The organism is Sphingomonas guangdongensis (assembly GCF_900199185.1).
Taxonomy (GTDB): domain Bacteria; phylum Pseudomonadota; class Alphaproteobacteria; order Sphingomonadales; family Sphingomonadaceae; genus Sphingomonas; species Sphingomonas guangdongensis.
In genome coordinates, this window is sequence record NZ_OBMI01000003.1 from 626,766 (window position 1) to 643,043 (window position 16,278).

Genomic DNA, 16,278 nt, shown 5'->3' on the forward strand with positions numbered 1-16,278 from the left:
ATCGTCGCCGCTCGCGTGTGGTCGATATTAACTCCATCGCTCCCCAGCGGGATCGACCCATCTAAGCTTCTGCGTCCGCCTCGCGGTTGAGTCTCGCCGACGCCGCGCGCGTCGACTGACTACCCTAGAGGATCATGCACTATGAACGGCAGTTTTCGCCGGTCGCGCACCGTTGCGCTGACCGGCGCCTTTGCGGCGCTATCGCCCGTAGGTGCGGCGTGGTCGCAGACCGCACCCCCCTTTGCACAGCTTCTAAATCAGACGCGTGATGTGCCGCGCGTCCTGGCGCTAGAAGCAGACGTCGCCCGAGCACGCGGCTTGGCATTACAAGCGCGCGCCCGACCGAACCCCTCGATCAATGTCTATGCAGAGAATTTCGTGGGCGACCACGATCGCAATGCGCGCAATCAACAACAGACGACTTTCCAGGTCGATCAGCCTGTCGAACTGGGCGGCAAGCGATCCGCTCGGATCGCCGCCGGTGAAGCCGGGATCGTTGCGGCAAAGGCGCGCGATCGTGACGGCCGTCTCGTCTTTGCGACTGAGCTGGCGCGCGCTTATGCTGGTGCCGAAATCGCCGATCGTCGCATCACCATCGCCGAAGAAGAGGTTAAACAGGCGACCGATGTCTTGAGGGTTGCCCGCGCTTTGGTCGGCGCCGGCAAGGAAGCCCGTCTCCGGCAAGTGCAGGCCGAAACCGAACTGAACACGCTTCAGGCCGACCTCGAAAACGCGCGCGCTTTCAAGACGGTCGCGCTGGCACGTCTTTCGGCGCTCGCCGGTATGACCACCCCCTTCACCGGTCTTTCGGAGTCACTCCTCGATCGGCTCGATGCCAAGCCGGCTTTCGGTCCCATTGACGCGATGCAGGCGACGACGGTGCGGGTCGCGGAAGCCGAACAAGACGCCGCTGCGCGGGCGGTGACGGTGCAACAGCGCCTCGCCATTCCGAACGTCACTGCGCAGCTTGGAGTGCGTCAACTCCGCGTCGCGAGCGGCCCTGCCCTAGTCGCCGGCATATCGGTCCCGCTCCCCTTCTTCGATCGCAACCAGGGCAACATCGCGGCGGCACGCGCTGAGCTGCAAGGAGCAGAAGCGCGCGCCGCCGCGGCCCGGCTCGAAGCCGAGGCCGGGACACGCGCCGGTCTAGCGCTGGTCGAGGCAGCCGACGCTCGTGCCGCTGCCGCGCAGCGGACTTTGACAACCGCCGAAGAAGGCTACCGCCTCGCCCGCATCGCTTACGAGGCAGGTAAAAGCCCGCTGATCGAACTGCTCGCCGCACGTCAAAATCTCGGAGTCGCCCGCGGCCTCATCCTCGATGCCGCCGCAGCGCGCCTCGACGCCCGCGCCAATCTCGCCCGTCTGCAGGGCCTCACCATCACCGGAGAAGCGGTGCAATGACCGATAAAACTCGCCTCTACACCGGCGCCGCCATTGGCCTGGTCGCTGCCGCCGCGCTTGGATTCGGCGCTGCGCGCCTCACCCAATCGCCCGCCCCTGCCCCTGCTCCTACGGAGGCCGCAGCGCCAGCCAAGCCGTCGAACACGGTCGCGATGACGCAGCAGGCACTTTCGGCATCGCAGATCACTGTAGCCCCGGCGGCCTCCGGCGAGCTGGACGCCGCGATCCTTGCCTCCGCTACGGTCGAGGCGACGCCCGACGCCGAGGCGGTGCTGACCGCGCGCGCACCGGGCACGGTCAGCCGTATCATGGTCCGCATCGGCGATCTTGTGCGAGCCGGCCAGACGCTCGCTCTGGTCGAGAGCCGCGATGCTTCGCAGATCGCAGCCGATCGCTCGGCCGCGTCCGCGCGCGTCACTCTCGCCGCTCGCCAGCTCGAACGCGAACGCGGTTTGCTTGCCCAGGGCGTCACCCCCCGCGCTGACTATGAAGCCGCACAAGCCAATCTGGCGGTCGCCCAGGCCGATGCCCGGCGCGCTAGCGCCGCCGCAGGCGCTGCCCGCGTATCAGGTGACGGCCGATCGGTTGCGGTCGTCAGCCCCGTCTCGGGGCGCGTCACCAATGCTGGTGCCAATCTCGGCCAGTTCGTCGCGGCTGAAACCGAGCTGTTCCGCGTCGCCGACCCGCGCCGGCTTCAGATCACGGCTAGCGTTCCCCCCGCCGATGCAGGCCGGGTCCGAGAAGGTGACAGGGTGGAGTTGACCACCACCGATGGCCGCAAGATCGAGGGCCGCGTACGTTCGTCGACCGGCGTCGTCGATCCGCAATCGCGGACCGCGACCGTCGTCATCACGCCGACCTCTGGCGGCAGCACACTCGCCCCGGGCCAGCTTGTGCAGGCTCGTATCCTCGCCAGCGGCGGGGCCGCCAAGAGTGGCGTGATGGTGCCGCAAGACGCGGTGCAGACGCTTGGCAGCGATACCGTAGTGTTCGTCCGCACCGGCCAAGGCTTCCGCGCACAGCCGGTTCAGGTCGGCAGCCGATCAGGCGGGATGGTGGCGATCACCGGCGGCCTCGCCGCCGGCACGCAGATCGCCACCACCAACGCTTTTCTCCTCAAAGCGGAGATCGAGAAGGAGTCGGCGGAATGATCGGCCGCATCCTCTCCCTTTCGGTCCGGATGCGATGGCTTGTCGCCGTCCTGACCCTCGTCGTCATTGGCTTTGGTTTATGGCAGATCACCAAGCTGCCGATTGACGCTGTGCCCGACGTCACCAACCGACAGGTCCAGATCAGCACATTCGCCCCGACGCTTGGGCCGGTCGACATCGAAAAGCAGGTGACGTTCCCGGTGGAAACGGCGCTGGCCGGAATCCCAGGGCTTGAGATGACCCGCTCCATCTCGCGCAACGGCTTCAGCCAGGTAACGGCGGTCTTCACCGACCGCACCGACATTTACTTCGCGCGCCAGCAGGTGACGGAACGGCTCGCACAATCGCGCGACAGCCTGCCTTCCAACGCGCAGCCGATCCTAGCACCGCTCAGCACCGGGCTCGGCGAGATTTTCTTCTATTCGGTCGCCTTCCGTCACCCCGACGGCAAGGGCTTGAAGACGGTCGATGGGAAGCCGGGCTGGCAGTCGGACGGCAGCTATCTCACGCCCGAGGGCGAACGCCTGACCACCGAGCTGGCGAAGGCGGCATATCTCCGCACGGTGCAGGATTGGATCATCCGCCCACAGATGCGCGCCGTGCGCGGCGTCGCCGGGGTTGATTCCAACGGCGGCTATGTGAAGCAATATCTGATCGAGCCAAACCTGAACGCGCTCGTTAGCTATGGGCTGTCGGTGACGGAGTTGGCGGACGCGATGGAGCGGGCCAATCTCTCTGCCGGCTCCAATTACGTCCGCCGTGCCGGCGAGAGCTTCCTTGTCCGCGCCGATGCTCGCCTCAAATCGATCGATGACATTCAGGAAGCCGTCGTGGCAACCCGGAACGGCGTTCCCATCCGCGTCAAGGACGTGGGCCAGGTCGTGATCGGCGGTGCGGTCCGCACCGGATCCGGCAGTCGCATGGGATCGGAAGCGGTCATCTCGACCGTGCTGATGCTGGTGGGCGACAACAGCCGCATCGTCGCGACCGATGCCGCCGAGAAGCTGACGCAGATCAACAAGGCGCTGCCGCCCGACGTGTTCGCCGAGCCGGTCTACAACCGGTCCAAGCTGGTCAACGCGACGATCGCGACGGTCGAAAAGAACCTCACAGAAGGCGCGCTGCTCGTCATCGTCGTGCTGTTCCTGCTGCTCGGCAACATCCGCGCCGCGCTCATCACCGCTGCGGTCATCCCGATCACTATGCTGATGACGGCCGCCGGCATGAACGGGCTGGGCGTATCGGGCAACCTGATGAGCCTTGGAGCGCTCGACTTCGGGCTGATCGTCGACGGCGCCGTCATCATCGTCGAGAATGCGCTTCGCCGCCTCGCCGAGCGCCAGGAGCATGAAGGCCGGCTTCTCACCCGCGACGAGCGGATGGAGGAAACGACACTCGCGGCCAAGGAGATGGTGCGGCCGACCGTTTATGGTCAGCTCATCATCTTCCTCGTCTTCGTGCCGCTGCTCACCTTCCAGGGCGTTGAGGGCAAGACGTTCGCGCCGATGGCGATCACGTTGATGGTGGCGCTCGCCTCCGCTTTCGTCCTGTCGCTGACCTTCGTTCCCGCGATGATCGCGATCGTCGTCAAGGGCCGGGTCAGCGAGACGGAAGTGAAGCCGATCCGCTGGTTCAAGGAACGCTACGCCCCCGTGCTGGGCAGGGGCGTAGCTCGGCCGATGCCCTTCATTCTGGGCGGTGTCGGCGTGTTCGTCGCGGCAGTGCTGAGCTTTGGCTTGCTCGGCGAGGAGTTCATGCCGCAGCTCGACGAGAAGGACATAACCGTCACCAACTTCCGCGTGCCATCGGCGTCGATCGATCAGTCGACACAGATGCAGCTTCAGATCGAGAATGCATTGAAGACGCTGCCGGAGGTGGCGCTGGTCTTCTCTAAGAACGGCAACGCCGATCTCGGCACCGATCCGATGCCGCCCAATGCGTCGGATACCTATGTGATTCCAAAGCCAGAGGACGAGTGGCCGGCGGAGGTTAAGAGCAAGGAGGACATCCTTCGCCGCATCGAGGAGCGGATGAAACCGCTGATCGGCAACCGAACAGAGATTCAGCAACCGATCCAGATGCGCTTCAACGAGCTGATCGCCGGCGTTCGCGCCGACGTCGCGATCAAACTCTACGGCGATGACCTCGACGCGATGAGCGAACAGGCGCGGCGCATCGCTTCCGTCATGCGCACCATCCCGGGCGCTGGTGACGTGAGTGCCGAACAGACGTCCGGCGCGCCGACCTTCGACGTGCAGATCGATCGGCAAGCGGCGGGCCGTTATGGCCTGTCGGTTGAGGAGGTGGCGAACACGGTCTCGGCTGCGCTTGGCGGGCGCGAGGCCGGGTTGTTGTTCGAGGGAGACCGGCGGTTCGACGTCGTGGTCCGCCTCCCCGATGCGCAACGGGATGACCTTGAGACACTGGGGTCGATCCCGGTGATGCTGCCCACTGCCGAGGGTCAGGTGGCGCGCTCGATCCCGCTCAGCCAGGTCGCCCGGTTCAACTACACGCAGGGGTTGAACCAGGTTAGTCGCGAGAATGGCAAGCGGATGGTGGTCGTGCAGATCAACGTCCGCGGGCGCGATCTTGGCGGGTTCGTCGACGAAGCACAGGCGAGGATCGGCCAGATGCAGCTTCCCGCCGGCATGTATACTGAGTGGGGCGGCACCTTCGAGAGCCTGCAATCGGCTCGGTTGCGCCTGCTGATCGTCGTGCCGATCTGCTTTATCGCGATCTATGCCCTGCTCTACATGGCGCTCGGCAGCTTCGTGTCGGCGGCGATCGTGTTCTCGGCGGTGCCGATGGCGCTCGCAGGGGGCGTGTTTGCGCTGCTGCTGCGCGGTATCCCCTTCTCGATCACCGCAGCGGTCGGGTTCATAGCCCTATCGGGCGTTGCCGTCCTCAACGGCCTCGTGATGATGAGTGCGATCGGAAAGTATCGCGAAGACGGTGCGGCCGACGACGATGCGATCGTGGGCGGCGCAATGGAGCGCGTCCGTCCGGTGCTGATGACCGCGCTGGTCGCGTCTCTTGGCTTCGTGCCGATGGCGCTTGCGACCGGCACAGGAGCAGAAGTGCAACGCCCACTCGCAACGGTCGTCATCGGGGGGCTTATAACATCGACAATCCTGACCCTTCTTGTCCTGCCAGCCATCACAGCGTTGTCCATGCGATTGAGAGGCTCAAAGGCACAAGGTTCGACTGTCGGCACCACAAAGGCCCAGATTTGAGTCTACATGCGCACGTTCTGGTATCGTTGACCGGCATCAAGTTCAGTGTCGGTTCAAGTAGAAGCCCTAATATCAAATACGCCGTCGTTCGATCCTATCGTCCGATGGTAGGAGAGTAGACATGCGTAAGACATTTTGGATTGCAGCGGGGCTGCTGGCTTCGTTGGTCCCTGGTACTGCGATGGCGCAGCACCATGGTGGCCGTCATTCCACAGGTCATGGTAGCTACGGCGGACATGGACGTGTGGTCGTGTCAAATCACGGCTATGGCTATGCGCAGCCCTATTATGGTGGCGGCTATTATGCCGACTCTCCGCGATACCAGTCTCGCCACTACGTGCGCGATCGGCACTATGATCGTCATTCCCGTCCGAGGCATTACCGCCGCCATCATTGACGGCGGTAAGGCTTCGGGCCGCTACTTGCGGGTTTCGCGCCGGGCAAGCCACGCCCGCATCTCGGCGATCTCGCGCCGCTGCGTCGCCACTACTTCGGCTGCAAGCCGGCGAACAGCGGGATCGCGCCCGTACCTCAATTCTATCTCGGCCATCGCGATCGCGCCTTCATGATGGGGGATCATCGCGCGCATGAAGTCGGCGTCGGCATCACCAGTGAAGGCCACGTCCATAGCGCCATGCATCTTGGCGTTCGCGGCCCGGTAGGCTCTGGTTGCGGGCGTGTCGGCCCGCTTTCCCGCATCAGCTCCCCGGGTCACGCTCGTACCGTGTTGAGCGTGCTGTGCGCTCGCAGCAGGTGGCGTCAGTCCAGCGGCCGTTGCGACCATCAGCGCGAGCGTGCCGTTAATTCCGATCATCACGTTCCTTCTCCAGTGTAGCATCATGTCCGCGCTGGCGTCCGGCTCTGGCCGGAGGTTGCCGGCGCGCAGCCGCATCGAGCTCGGCCACGGCCTGGGCCGCGGCCTCGCAGTCGCTGCCGGTTTCCTGGCCCCGCTCGCAGCGGGTGACAACCAGCCTCGCCTCTTCCGCGTGGAAACGGAAATAGCCAGCATCCCGTGGTTTAATCAGTCCGCATCCAGTCAGAGCGATGGTCGCGACAGCGGCAATGAGCGCGCGTTCCTTGAGGTTTGTCATTCTGTTCACCCGCTCGTTGTTCATGGAAATCACAAAGCGATGCCAAAGCGCCGGAGTGCGAGAACCATCGCGATATAGAGCAGGACGGTCAGGCAGCATCCGGCGGCCAAGGCTGGCCAAAAGCCAATTCCGTGACGCAAAAGGACTGGTATCAGTAGGAATAGCGGCAGCGAGGGGAGTACGAACCAGAAGGTCGCCTGCGCATGGGCCGCCATGTTCATCGCATCAGGCCGGTCGTGCCACAGCCATATCATGCCAAGGACCGAGACGACCGGTAGCGACGCAATCAGCGCTCCGAACCCGGGATAGCGCTTCGCCACTTCCGACGCTGCCGCGATTAGTATGCCCGAGACGATGGCCTTGACTGCAAGATAGTACATAGGATGCTTCGCTTACCTTGTGGCGGTGGATCTTGATGATGCGGCCCAGCGCCACTTCCCCCCGTTGCGACGCCATGCGCGAAACCCGATGCGGTAAAGCCTCCCGATCCACTTGATGAGAATGAACGTGGTTCCTCGCGGGACCAGGCCAAGGGCACTGGCGTAGCGCGTGACGAAGACCAGCATCGAAGCTGCCGTAAGCCAAAGTCCGGCGGGAAAAACGGGAGACGAGCCATTGACATTCATCAATGGCGATCCCCGGATCGCCCGAAGGTCGCGACCCGCCAGAGATACCAAATGACGGCCAGCAAGAGCACGGCGTTGCTGACCGGTTCGATGACGCTCGCCACCTGATTATAGCGTTCGCCCAGCTCGTAGCCGGCTAGCACGAGGATCACGGTCCATATTGCCGAGCCGGCAAGCGTGGAAAGCAGGAACGGACCGAGGGGCATTCCGCTGACCCCTGCTGGCACCGAAATCAACGTCCGGACTCCCGGGACCATTCGTCCGAACAGAACCGCCCAACGGCCATAGCGGTCGAACCAGCGATCGACATGATCGATCTCGTCCGCCGTCAACGTCAGCCATCGACCGTGGCGAGAAGCAAAGCGCTTCAACCGATCGATGCCGATCCAGCGCCCGACATAGTACCATAGGATCGCTCCTGCGGCCGATCCGAGGGTGCCAGCGATAACGACCACCCACAGCGAGCCGCGCCCCTGCGCGGCCGTGTAGCCCGCAAGGGGCAGGATCACTTCCGATGGAATCGGCGGAAAGACGTTCTCGGCCAGCATCAGCAGGAAGACGCCAAAGCCGCCGAGTGCCGATAGGATCGATGTTATGATGTCGAACACAAGACAGCCTCGTCAGATGATCCAATAGAAGATGGCGCAGAACACGAGGATGAGGGCGAGGACCGATCCTACGATCGCGTTTTCCAGTCGCGGGCACTCGACGTTCCTGATCCGCGCGGCGACCTGCCAAGCGGGGCGGATCGGACACCGCCACGACCCAGCGACAATTCGATCCAATTCCGCGTCCGACAGCCCGAAGAATGCTTTGGCTTCACGGCGCGATCGACCCGCCAGCCCCATCACACGCAGCACCACATCGTCCCATGCGACATCGATCGCGCTCGGCCGATCGATCATCGGGCCGCGCGCGTCACCGCCTGCCCAAGAGGGAGGCAGCAGGCCGATGATCTGGTGAGGATTGCGCTCCAACAGCGTCGCCCAGCGCAGCAAGCGGTGTTGGCGGTCCCGCGCCGGGATAGTCCGCGCCGGCGCCCAACGTCGGGTGAGGGCTTGCACTGGATGTGTCCATCGGCTCGCCTGAGAGGTCGTCATGGACTTGCCGGAGTACAGGCGTCGCCATTGGTAGCGCGCTTGAGCGGACGAGAACAGCGCAGGGTCAGGAAGGTGGTGCAGCTCAGGATGAAGGCGATATCGTATAGGCCGTAGCCGACGGCCGCCCCGAGCGCGCCAGTCGCCCACAGGCTGGCCGCTGTTGCCGTACCCGAGGCTTTGCTACCCTTCTTCAGGATCGCGCCGCCCCCAATGAAACCGACGCCTGTAATCAGACCTTCGAGCAACCTGGCCTGCGCCGGGGACGTGCGGCCGAGGATCGCGATGCCTACCAGCACGAAGCCGCAACTGGCGATGGCAACCAACGGGAATGTGCGGATGCCTGCGCTACGGGCGTCCTTCTCGCGATCCCAGCCAACCGGAAGGGCAAGCGCGTAGGCGACGGCGAGACTGATGATATGGGTGGTTATCTCCCACCATGAGCTTTGAAACATGCCGGCCTGCCTGTTCTACGCGATCGCTCCAAATCGGAGGTTAAAAACGAATGTTGGGCCGAGCGCCTTGAAGGCGCTCGTGATTAAGGCGAGGATCGTGAACATCTGCGAACCTACCGGTGCAGACATGCGATGATGGCGGCCACGACGGCGGCGGTTTCCGCAACGTCGCGCACCCTGACCGTGTCGAGGCCGATCTCGACGGCGGGATAGTCATTTCCACCGGGGAAGATCGCATCGCCGATGAACAACATGCCGTCGAGCGGCACGCCGCTTTCGGCGCTCAGGCGCTTCAGGCCGTAGCCTTTGTCGACCCCTGCCCTCGTCACGTCGATCGATGTCGTACCGCCAAGATTGATCGAGAGGCCCGGCAGCACTGCGCGCAAGGTCGCCTGCAATGCAGTGCGTTTTTTCCGATCCCGGTCCCATCCCTCCTTTTCCTTCAGCGGCGCCGCCTGCCCCAGCCCCGAAAAGGTAATCTGGCTGCCGCGATCCTCGATCCGCTCGCCCCATATGCGTTCATCGGCGAGGCCGGCATCGGCCAGCGCCCGGTCGAAGGCCGCGCGGATCTTCGCCTTCTCCGCATCGTCGAACAGCTCGGCATAGACCACGCACCAAGCCCCATCGATGAAGCGATAGAGCTTGGTGCCGGTGGTCGGCATCAACCAGAGGCGGTCGAGCGCTGCGTCCGCAGGCAAGCGCGACGCGACCTGCTTTTCGAATTGTGGCCAGTCCCCGCCCGAGATCACCGCCACATCGGTAACGGCGAGCAACCGGGCGATGATCGCGGCCATATCCTCCGATAACGGGCGTTTGCTCTCCGCGAGCGTGCCGTCGAGGTCGAAAGCGACCAGCCACTTCATGCCGCGTTCCCCGCCGGGTCGCGGTAGGCGAGCAGCCGGAGCGCGTTGATGACGACGAGCAGTGTCGATCCCTCATGGACCGCCACCGCTGGCCCGATGCCGAGGCCGAGGATGGTGGCAGGCACGAGGAAGGCGACGACGCCCAGGCTGACGAACACGTTCTGACGGATGATGCCGCGCGTATGACGGCTCAGGCCGACCGCGAACGGCAAGTGCGCCAGGTCGTCGGCCATCAGCGCTACGTCGGCCGTCTCGAGCGCTACGTCCGACCCCGCCGCGCCCATTGCGATGCCGACCGTGGCGCTCGCCATCGCGGGCGCGTCGTTCACGCCGTCGCCGACCATCGCGACCTTGTCCTCGCCGGCAAGCTTCTTGATTGCGGCCACCTTGTCTTCGGGCATGAGGTCGCCCCACGCCTCATCGATTCCGACATCGTTGGCGATCGCTTCGGCGACCTTCTGGTGATCGCCGGAGATCATTATCATCCGCGACACACCCATCTCGTGCAGCCGGCGCAGCGCGGTCTTGGCCGCTTCGCGGGGCGTGTCCATCAGGCCGATCGCGCCTAGGTCGCGGTCTCCCTTGCGGACGACCATCGTCGTGCGGCCGTTCTCGCGCAGCTTCGCGATCGCGTCCTGCGCCCCCTGCCCCAGCGCCGGTATGCCCTCGCCCCCAAACATCTCGGCCTTGCCGATCCACACCGTCTCGCCATCCACGCTCGCGGTGACGCCACGACCGGTCAGGCTCTTGAGGTCGCCAGCGGTGGGCAACGGGCGCCCATTCAGGCGTTCGCGGCCGTCGTTGACGATCGCTTGGGCCAGCGGGTGATCGCTCAGCGCCTCGACAGCGACGGCCAGCGACAGCAGCTCGCCTTCGTCGGTGCCGTCGACGGGCACGACATCGGTGATGCGCGGGCGCCCTTCGGTCAGCGTGCCGGTCTTGTCGAAGGCGATCGCCTTCAACGAGCCGAGGTTTTCGAGCGGCGCACCGCCCTTCACCAGCACACCGCCACGTGCCGCGCGCGCGACGCCGGACAGGACCGCGCTCGGCGTCGCGATCGCGAGCGCGCAAGGGCTCGCTGCGACCAGTACCGCCATCGCGCGATAGAAGCTGTCGCGGAACGGCTCGTCGATGACCACCCAGGCGAACAGCAGCAGCACCGACAGGATCAGGACGGCGGGCACGAAGATGCGCTCGAACCGATCGGTGAAGCGCTGCGTCGGCGACTTCTGCGTCTCCGCCTCGCTCACCATCTTCACCACCTTGGCGAGCGCGGACTCGTTGGATCGGCGCGTCACCTCGATCTCGATCGCGCCGCCGCCATTGATCGTGCCGGCAAAGACGCGGCTCTCCGCCTCGACCGCATCGGGCTTGGCGCGGGCGGCTGCCGCGTCCGCGACCGGCACCTTGTCGACCGGGATGCTCTCGCCGGTCACCGGGGCTTGGTTGATCGCGCTCGTGCCCGTGATGACGAAACCATCGGCGGGAAGGCGTTCGTTTGGTCGGACGATAGCAATATCCCCGACAACCATCTCCTCGACCGGGATTTCGCTGGTCTGCCCGTCACGTCGCACGGTCGCGGTTTCGGGCGCGAGCTTCGCCAGCGCCTCGATCGCCTTCTTGGCGCGTCCCATCGCGTAATGCTCAAGCGCATGGCCAAGGCTGAACAGGAACAGCAGCAGCGCGCCTTCGGCCCATGCGCCCAGCGCAGCGGCGCCGGCGGCAGCAACCAACATCAGCGTGTCGATCTCGAACTTCTTCAGCCGAAGATTGTCGATTGCCTCGCGCAGCGTGAAGAACCCGCCGAAGAAATAGGCTGCGATGTAGCAGGCGGTCGGCAGCCAGTCCGGTGCACCGGTGGCCAGCTTCTCGATCGCGTAGCCAATTCCCAGCAGCGCGCCGCAAGCGAGCGCAAAGATCAACTCGGTGTTGGGACCAAGAAAATCGGCATGGCTATGGTCGTGACCGTCGCCAGGACCGTGTTTCTCCTCGCCCGCCCCGTGCCCACCGGGACCATGGTCATGGCCGGCATGGTCGTCGGCGGCGACCCGCTTGCCCACCCGGACCTTCAACTTGCGAAGCGCCGAACGCACCTCCTCTTCGGTGGTCTCGCGGCGGTCATATTCAACCCGGACAGACCCACTGGTACTGGCACTCGCCTGCACCACGCCCGGCAGCGCGCATAGCGCGTCACTGACGGTGCGCGCCCGACGCTCGTGGCTGATCCCCGTCACCTGCCAGATCGCATGGCCGTAGCGTTCGGTGATTTCGGCGCCCGCGGCGCGCACCATCTCGCGCAAGCGCGGCAGCGGCAGCTTGGCAGCGTCGAAATGGATGCACAGGGCCGCCGGCGTGTCGCCGTCGAGGCAGATCACATGCGCCCGCTCGACGCCTTCGCGCTTTGACAGGGTTGATACGAGACGGTCCAGGCAAGCGTCGGCCGCGTCAGGAAGGTCCGGCAACAATACTGGAATATCGAGTTCGAGCTTGTCGTTCATGACGACCTCCTTTCGCTTTTCTTGGTTTCGGCGCGCGCGTCGCGCAGGATTTCGACACCGCCCTTGATGGCGATGATGGCGGTAGCGAAGCCGACCAGAAGGTCCGGCCAGTTGGTGCCCAGCCACAGCACCAGCACGCCCGCGATCAGGATGCCGCCATTGGAAATGAAGTCATTGAAGCTGAAGGTGGTGGCGGCCCGTAGGTTAACGTCCGGATCCTTGAGCCGCTGGAGCAGCCGCAGGCAGAGGTAGTTTACGACGCCGGCGATCGCCGACATGACCATCATGGTCGGTCCGATCGGCTCGCTCCCCTGCACATAGCGTCGCCCGACATCGATCAGGATGCCGCCCGCAAAGATCAGCAGCATTACCCCCGATGCGATCGCGGCGCGCGTCTTCCACGTCTTACCGTGGGTCAGCGCGACGAGGCTGAGAGCGTAAACGGCGGTGTCGGACAGATTGTCGACGCCGTTGGCGATGAGCGCACTTGAATCGGCGAACGCGCCGGATACGAAAAAGCCCGCTGCGATTGCTGCGTTCAGCAGCAGCACGATCCAGAGCGTGCGACGCTCCTGCGTGCCCGCGTTGTCGTTGCTCGCATTCATCCCATGATCTCCTCGAGCGTCAGGAGGGCGAGGAACCCTACGAAGAACATCGAGCTGATGAGCGGGGTGTCAGGCTTCTCGTGCGCCTCAACCAGCAGCTCTTCCGTGACGAGGTAGAGCAGCGCCATCAGCCCAAAGCTCAGGAAGCCAGCGACCATTACCGGCGAGAGCGTGGCGACAGGAACGGCAGCGAGCGCGCCGATCGGCAGCAGCAGCGCCAAGGCCGAGACGATCACGATGATGCGCAGGCGCGAGCGATAGGTTTCCGCCAGCTCGTTGGTCAGTGTCAGACCCAGGAAGAGCACTTCGAGTGTCAGCGCGATCGTCAGCAGAAATCCCGCCTTCTCGCCCGCGACGAACGCAAGGCCGAGCACCAGGCCATCGACCAGGATGTCGATGCCGATCGCGGCGAGCAGCGCCATCGGCCCCTTGAAGCGGGCCTCGAAAGCCTTGAGACCCAGCATCGTTACGACGCCCGCCGCCCCGCCGATCAACGTCGCGCTGGGCGAAGCCTCATGCTTGACCTGCGGCAGGATTTCAGTCGCTGCCGCCGCGAACACGACGCCGGCAGCAAGATGCTGTAGCCCCGCCACGAGGCCAGGATTTAACTTTGTGCGGCTCGCGATGATCGCGCCGATTACGACCGCCAGCACAGGCGCAAGCGTGTAAAGCAGTGCCTGCATATCCTATGATCCCTCCGGGGTTCGGTGACAGACGTGGATTTTCCCGCGCCGCATGAAGGCGATCGCCCCGCCCGCCACGACCGCCCGTGACTGGTTGCCGCGAAATTCATCACCGGTTCGCTGGGCGCGCAGGATCTCGGTCCTGCCCTTCGGCAGCCAGGTGACGGCCATCTTCAGGCCGTCGTCGATGAAGTCGACATCGGCGCGGGTGCCGTCGTCGCAATACATGATGCGCTGCGCGATCAGCCTTGGCGTCACACGCTTGTCATGAGCCGGTTCGACAGGTTCGCTCGGAGCCGGGTTGCACGCCCCTACAATCACGCCGGTGACGAGAACGGCGCCAACGCGCGCGATCGTGAGCCCGGGCAGATGCAGCAAGGCGCGCATGCCCATCACCACAGCACCCCGTGATCAGGTGTCAGCGGCTCGGGGGCCGGAAGTCCCGCGGTTTGGAGAAGGTCGATCTCGATCGTGCGGCACATGGCCGTGAGCGGGACATCGTGGACGCTATTGGCGAACGGATCGGTCAGATCCTCGCCGATGCTCAGCACCGCGAGGAAGACGAGTCCGATCAGCGTCGATCCGATCGGCGTGGCAAGGCCCAGGGATTCGACCAGCGCGATCGGGAGCAGCACGCAGAACACACGCGTGAAGAGGTTCGGGAAGAACCGAAAGCCATTGGGCAGCGGCGTGTTCTTGATCCGCTCCATGCCGCCCTGCGCATTGGCGATGTCGATCAGGACGCGCTCCACAGTTGCCTGCTGGATCTCGGTGATCCGACCTTCCGCGAGCGCGTCAGCGTAAATGCCCGATATGTCCTCCAAGAGCGCATTGGCAGGGTTCAGGCGAGTGACCGCCATATCGGCGACCTCCGTTCCGGCGACCCGGGCAATTTCTTCATAGGGCGACTGTCGGCGAAGCTGGCAGCGCATCGAGTGCGCAAAGGCGATCTGCCTCAGGATGATGTGGTGCCGTATCTCACTGCCCTCGGGTTCCCCCTTGGTCAGGCTGCGCGTGATCCGGGCCAGACTGCGCGAGGAATTGATGAGCGCGCCCCAAAGAGTTCGCGCTTCCCACCAGCGTGCATAAGCGGCGTTGGTCCGAAACCCCATGAAGAGCGCGATGGCAGTGCCGAACAGCGCCGTCGGCAAAGGCGGTTCCTTGATCGGGGTCATCATGTGGAATGCCGTCACCGCCACGTCCCACACGAACAGGATCGTGAGGGGCTTCCAAACCTCGACAATAATCTGCGTAAATCGTGGCCTTGTGCCGACAATCATACCAATACCGCCTTAGTTATCTCCGCGATCGTCATCCGATCGGCATGTTCATGATGTCTCGATATGCAGACAGCAGCTTGTTCCGGACTTGCAGCGTCGCCTCGAACGTAATGGATGCACGGCTCTGGATGAGCGCGACGGTCGCAATGTCGGTGGTTTCGCCCCGTTCATATGCTTCGGTGACGACATCCTCCTGCTCCTGGGTCTCGTTGACCTTCGCCACCACGGCATTGAGGGTGTCGGCAAAGGTTGAGGCTGGAGCGGTCGGCGTCACGCCGGGCGGTGCCGTCGGCTGCGCCTCGCGCAAGGCGCGGCTTCGCGCGATCACTTCGGCGCGAATGGCCATCACATTCGAGATCGACGTGTCAGACATCGTTTCTCTCCCGTTGCAGTGCGACGTGTCGGAAGACAGGACGGTTCATCGGGTGCCCTCCCGTTCGCAGGTCCGCGTGCGGCCTTCGCCTTCCACGATGGTGAGCTGCGACCCCTTGAAGGTCGCGGTGGCTGTCTCGCCGACATATTGGAGGCCCTGCGCTGGCGCGGTCAGCGTCATGGGCACGGCGCTGCTGGAGCGCCGCAAATCGATCTGCAGGCCGTTGTCCTTGTAGTCGACGAACAGCGGTTCCCCGTCGGAACAGCGATAGGGATGGCGCCCCATTTCCCCGGTCGCCACGGCGCTGTCGGACGAATGGATTTGCTGCTCCGTTGGCGGGGCTGGCGGCTTGCTTTCCGTGCAAGCCGCCAGCCCGATAACGAGGATGAGGGCGGGCAGAACCCGCTTCAACGGCGTCATCGCGCCTTCCTCCTGTACCGGGAGGGGACGCGCTGACGATTGATCCCACGGGCAGGCTGACCCACCCGCCAGCGCAGATAGGTTGCGAGGCGATCGTCAGCCTCGATCATCAGGGACCGCAGGCGACGCAACATCATCGCCGCGAACGGCAAAGACAGCGCCCCGCGCAGCGTGCAGCTATGTGTTAGCCTGGTGCCACCGTCGTCCCCTGCCAGCTCGTACCGCTCTTCGAGCGTGAACAGATAAGGGATGCCGCAGGACCAAGCGAAGGCGTGCGGCTTATCGAATCGATCAATCCGTGCTGGCGTCCGAATTGGTCGGGTGATGCCCTGGATCGCGAAGGTACATTCCGTCTCGCCAAGCTGGCACGGGTTGTCGAGGAATACGAGCGGACTCCAAGCCCGACGATGATCCGGATCGGTGATCGCCGACCAGATCCGCAGTGGCCCGCCGTGAAGCATTGAGCTGGTTATGGTGCGAGGCATATCCCCATCTCCCAGAG

Annotated in this window: 17 protein-coding genes; 3 read left to right on the forward strand and 14 right to left on the reverse strand. The window is 64.4% G+C overall.

Annotated elements, in window-relative coordinates; genetic code table 11:
- Positions 1-141: 141 nt before the first annotated feature.
- From CRO12_RS15170 to CRO12_RS15180, 3 genes are read left to right on the forward strand one after another with little or no spacing between them, the layout of a single operon-like run.
- Positions 142-1,401 (forward strand): TolC family protein, encoded by a 1,260-nt coding sequence (locus CRO12_RS15170; RefSeq protein ID WP_007406848.1) that lies wholly within the window; start codon positions 142-144, stop codon positions 1,399-1,401.
- On the forward strand, positions 1,398-2,552 hold the full coding sequence (locus CRO12_RS15175; protein ID WP_007406857.1) for an efflux RND transporter periplasmic adaptor subunit: 1,155 nt from the start codon (positions 1,398-1,400) through the stop codon (positions 2,550-2,552). Before CRO12_RS15170 ends, CRO12_RS15175 begins: the two co-directional genes overlap by 4 nt.
- Positions 2,549-5,785 (forward strand): efflux RND transporter permease subunit, encoded by a 3,237-nt coding sequence (locus CRO12_RS15180; protein WP_018251231.1) that lies wholly within the window; start codon positions 2,549-2,551, stop codon positions 5,783-5,785. The genes CRO12_RS15175 and CRO12_RS15180 overlap by 4 nt, the downstream gene beginning before the upstream one ends.
- Before the next feature lie 418 nt (positions 5,786-6,203).
- Here the strand turns inward: CRO12_RS15180 and copM are convergent, their stop codons facing one another.
- The 14 genes from copM to CRO12_RS15255 all read right to left on the reverse strand — a co-directional run bounded on the left by copM (position 6,204) and on the right by CRO12_RS15255 (position 16,261).
- On the reverse strand, positions 6,204-6,677 hold the full coding sequence (gene copM, locus CRO12_RS18390) for a CopM family metallochaperone (protein WP_018251230.1): 474 nt from the start codon (positions 6,675-6,677) through the stop codon (positions 6,204-6,206).
- Between the two features lie 228 nt (positions 6,678-6,905).
- Positions 6,906-7,256: a DUF3147 family protein gene (locus CRO12_RS15195; RefSeq protein ID WP_018251229.1), complete on the reverse strand. Its 351-nt coding sequence runs from the start codon at positions 7,254-7,256 to the stop codon at positions 6,906-6,908.
- A gap of 245 nt (positions 7,257-7,501) precedes the next feature.
- Positions 7,502-8,110, reverse strand: coding sequence for a DedA family protein (locus CRO12_RS15200; protein WP_007406854.1), 609 nt, complete (start codon positions 8,108-8,110; stop codon positions 7,502-7,504).
- A gap of 12 nt (positions 8,111-8,122) precedes the next feature.
- Positions 8,123-8,500: a hypothetical protein gene (locus tag CRO12_RS15205; RefSeq protein ID WP_007406863.1), complete on the reverse strand. Its 378-nt coding sequence runs from the start codon at positions 8,498-8,500 to the stop codon at positions 8,123-8,125.
- A 98-nt stretch (positions 8,501-8,598) separates the two neighbouring features.
- Positions 8,599-9,054, reverse strand: a complete 456-nt coding sequence (locus tag CRO12_RS15210) for an MgtC/SapB family protein (RefSeq protein WP_018251228.1) — start codon at positions 9,052-9,054, stop codon at positions 8,599-8,601.
- A gap of 113 nt (positions 9,055-9,167) precedes the next feature.
- Positions 9,168-9,917 carry an HAD-IIB family hydrolase gene (locus CRO12_RS15215; protein WP_007406852.1) on the reverse strand — a complete coding sequence of 250 codons (750 nt, stop codon included), beginning with the start codon at positions 9,915-9,917 and terminating at the stop codon, positions 9,168-9,170.
- Positions 9,914-12,415, reverse strand: a complete 2,502-nt coding sequence (locus CRO12_RS15220) for a heavy metal translocating P-type ATPase (RefSeq protein ID WP_007406838.1) — start codon at positions 12,413-12,415, stop codon at positions 9,914-9,916. Before CRO12_RS15220 ends, CRO12_RS15215 begins: the two co-directional genes overlap by 4 nt.
- Positions 12,412-13,020, reverse strand: a complete 609-nt coding sequence (locus CRO12_RS15225; RefSeq protein ID WP_007406859.1) for a cation efflux transmembrane domain-containing protein — start codon at positions 13,018-13,020, stop codon at positions 12,412-12,414. The genes CRO12_RS15220 and CRO12_RS15225 overlap by 4 nt, the downstream gene beginning before the upstream one ends.
- Positions 13,017-13,703 carry a ZIP family metal transporter gene (locus CRO12_RS15230; RefSeq protein WP_007406853.1) on the reverse strand — a complete coding sequence of 229 codons (687 nt, stop codon included), beginning with the start codon at positions 13,701-13,703 and terminating at the stop codon, positions 13,017-13,019. The genes CRO12_RS15225 and CRO12_RS15230 overlap by 4 nt, the downstream gene beginning before the upstream one ends.
- 3 nt (positions 13,704-13,706) lie before the next feature.
- Positions 13,707-14,090 (reverse strand): hypothetical protein, encoded by a 384-nt coding sequence (locus tag CRO12_RS15235; protein WP_007406861.1) that lies wholly within the window; start codon positions 14,088-14,090, stop codon positions 13,707-13,709.
- Positions 14,091-14,095: 5 nt separating this feature from the next.
- Positions 14,096-14,983: a bestrophin family protein gene (locus CRO12_RS15240; protein ID WP_007406841.1), complete on the reverse strand. Its 888-nt coding sequence runs from the start codon at positions 14,981-14,983 to the stop codon at positions 14,096-14,098.
- Positions 14,984-15,014: 31 nt separating this feature from the next.
- On the reverse strand, positions 15,015-15,356 hold the full coding sequence (gene fliE, locus CRO12_RS15245; RefSeq protein ID WP_007406845.1) for a flagellar hook-basal body complex protein FliE: 342 nt from the start codon (positions 15,354-15,356) through the stop codon (positions 15,015-15,017).
- Positions 15,357-15,401: 45 nt separating this feature from the next.
- A complete protein-coding gene (locus CRO12_RS15250) occupies positions 15,402-15,776 on the reverse strand; it encodes a hypothetical protein (protein WP_007406844.1) in 375 nt (124 codons plus the stop codon).
- Entirely contained in the window at positions 15,773-16,261 is a 489-nt protein-coding gene (locus CRO12_RS15255) for an SRPBCC family protein (protein WP_043060768.1), read from the reverse strand. The genes CRO12_RS15250 and CRO12_RS15255 overlap by 4 nt, the downstream gene beginning before the upstream one ends.
- Positions 16,262-16,278 lie beyond the last annotated feature (17 nt).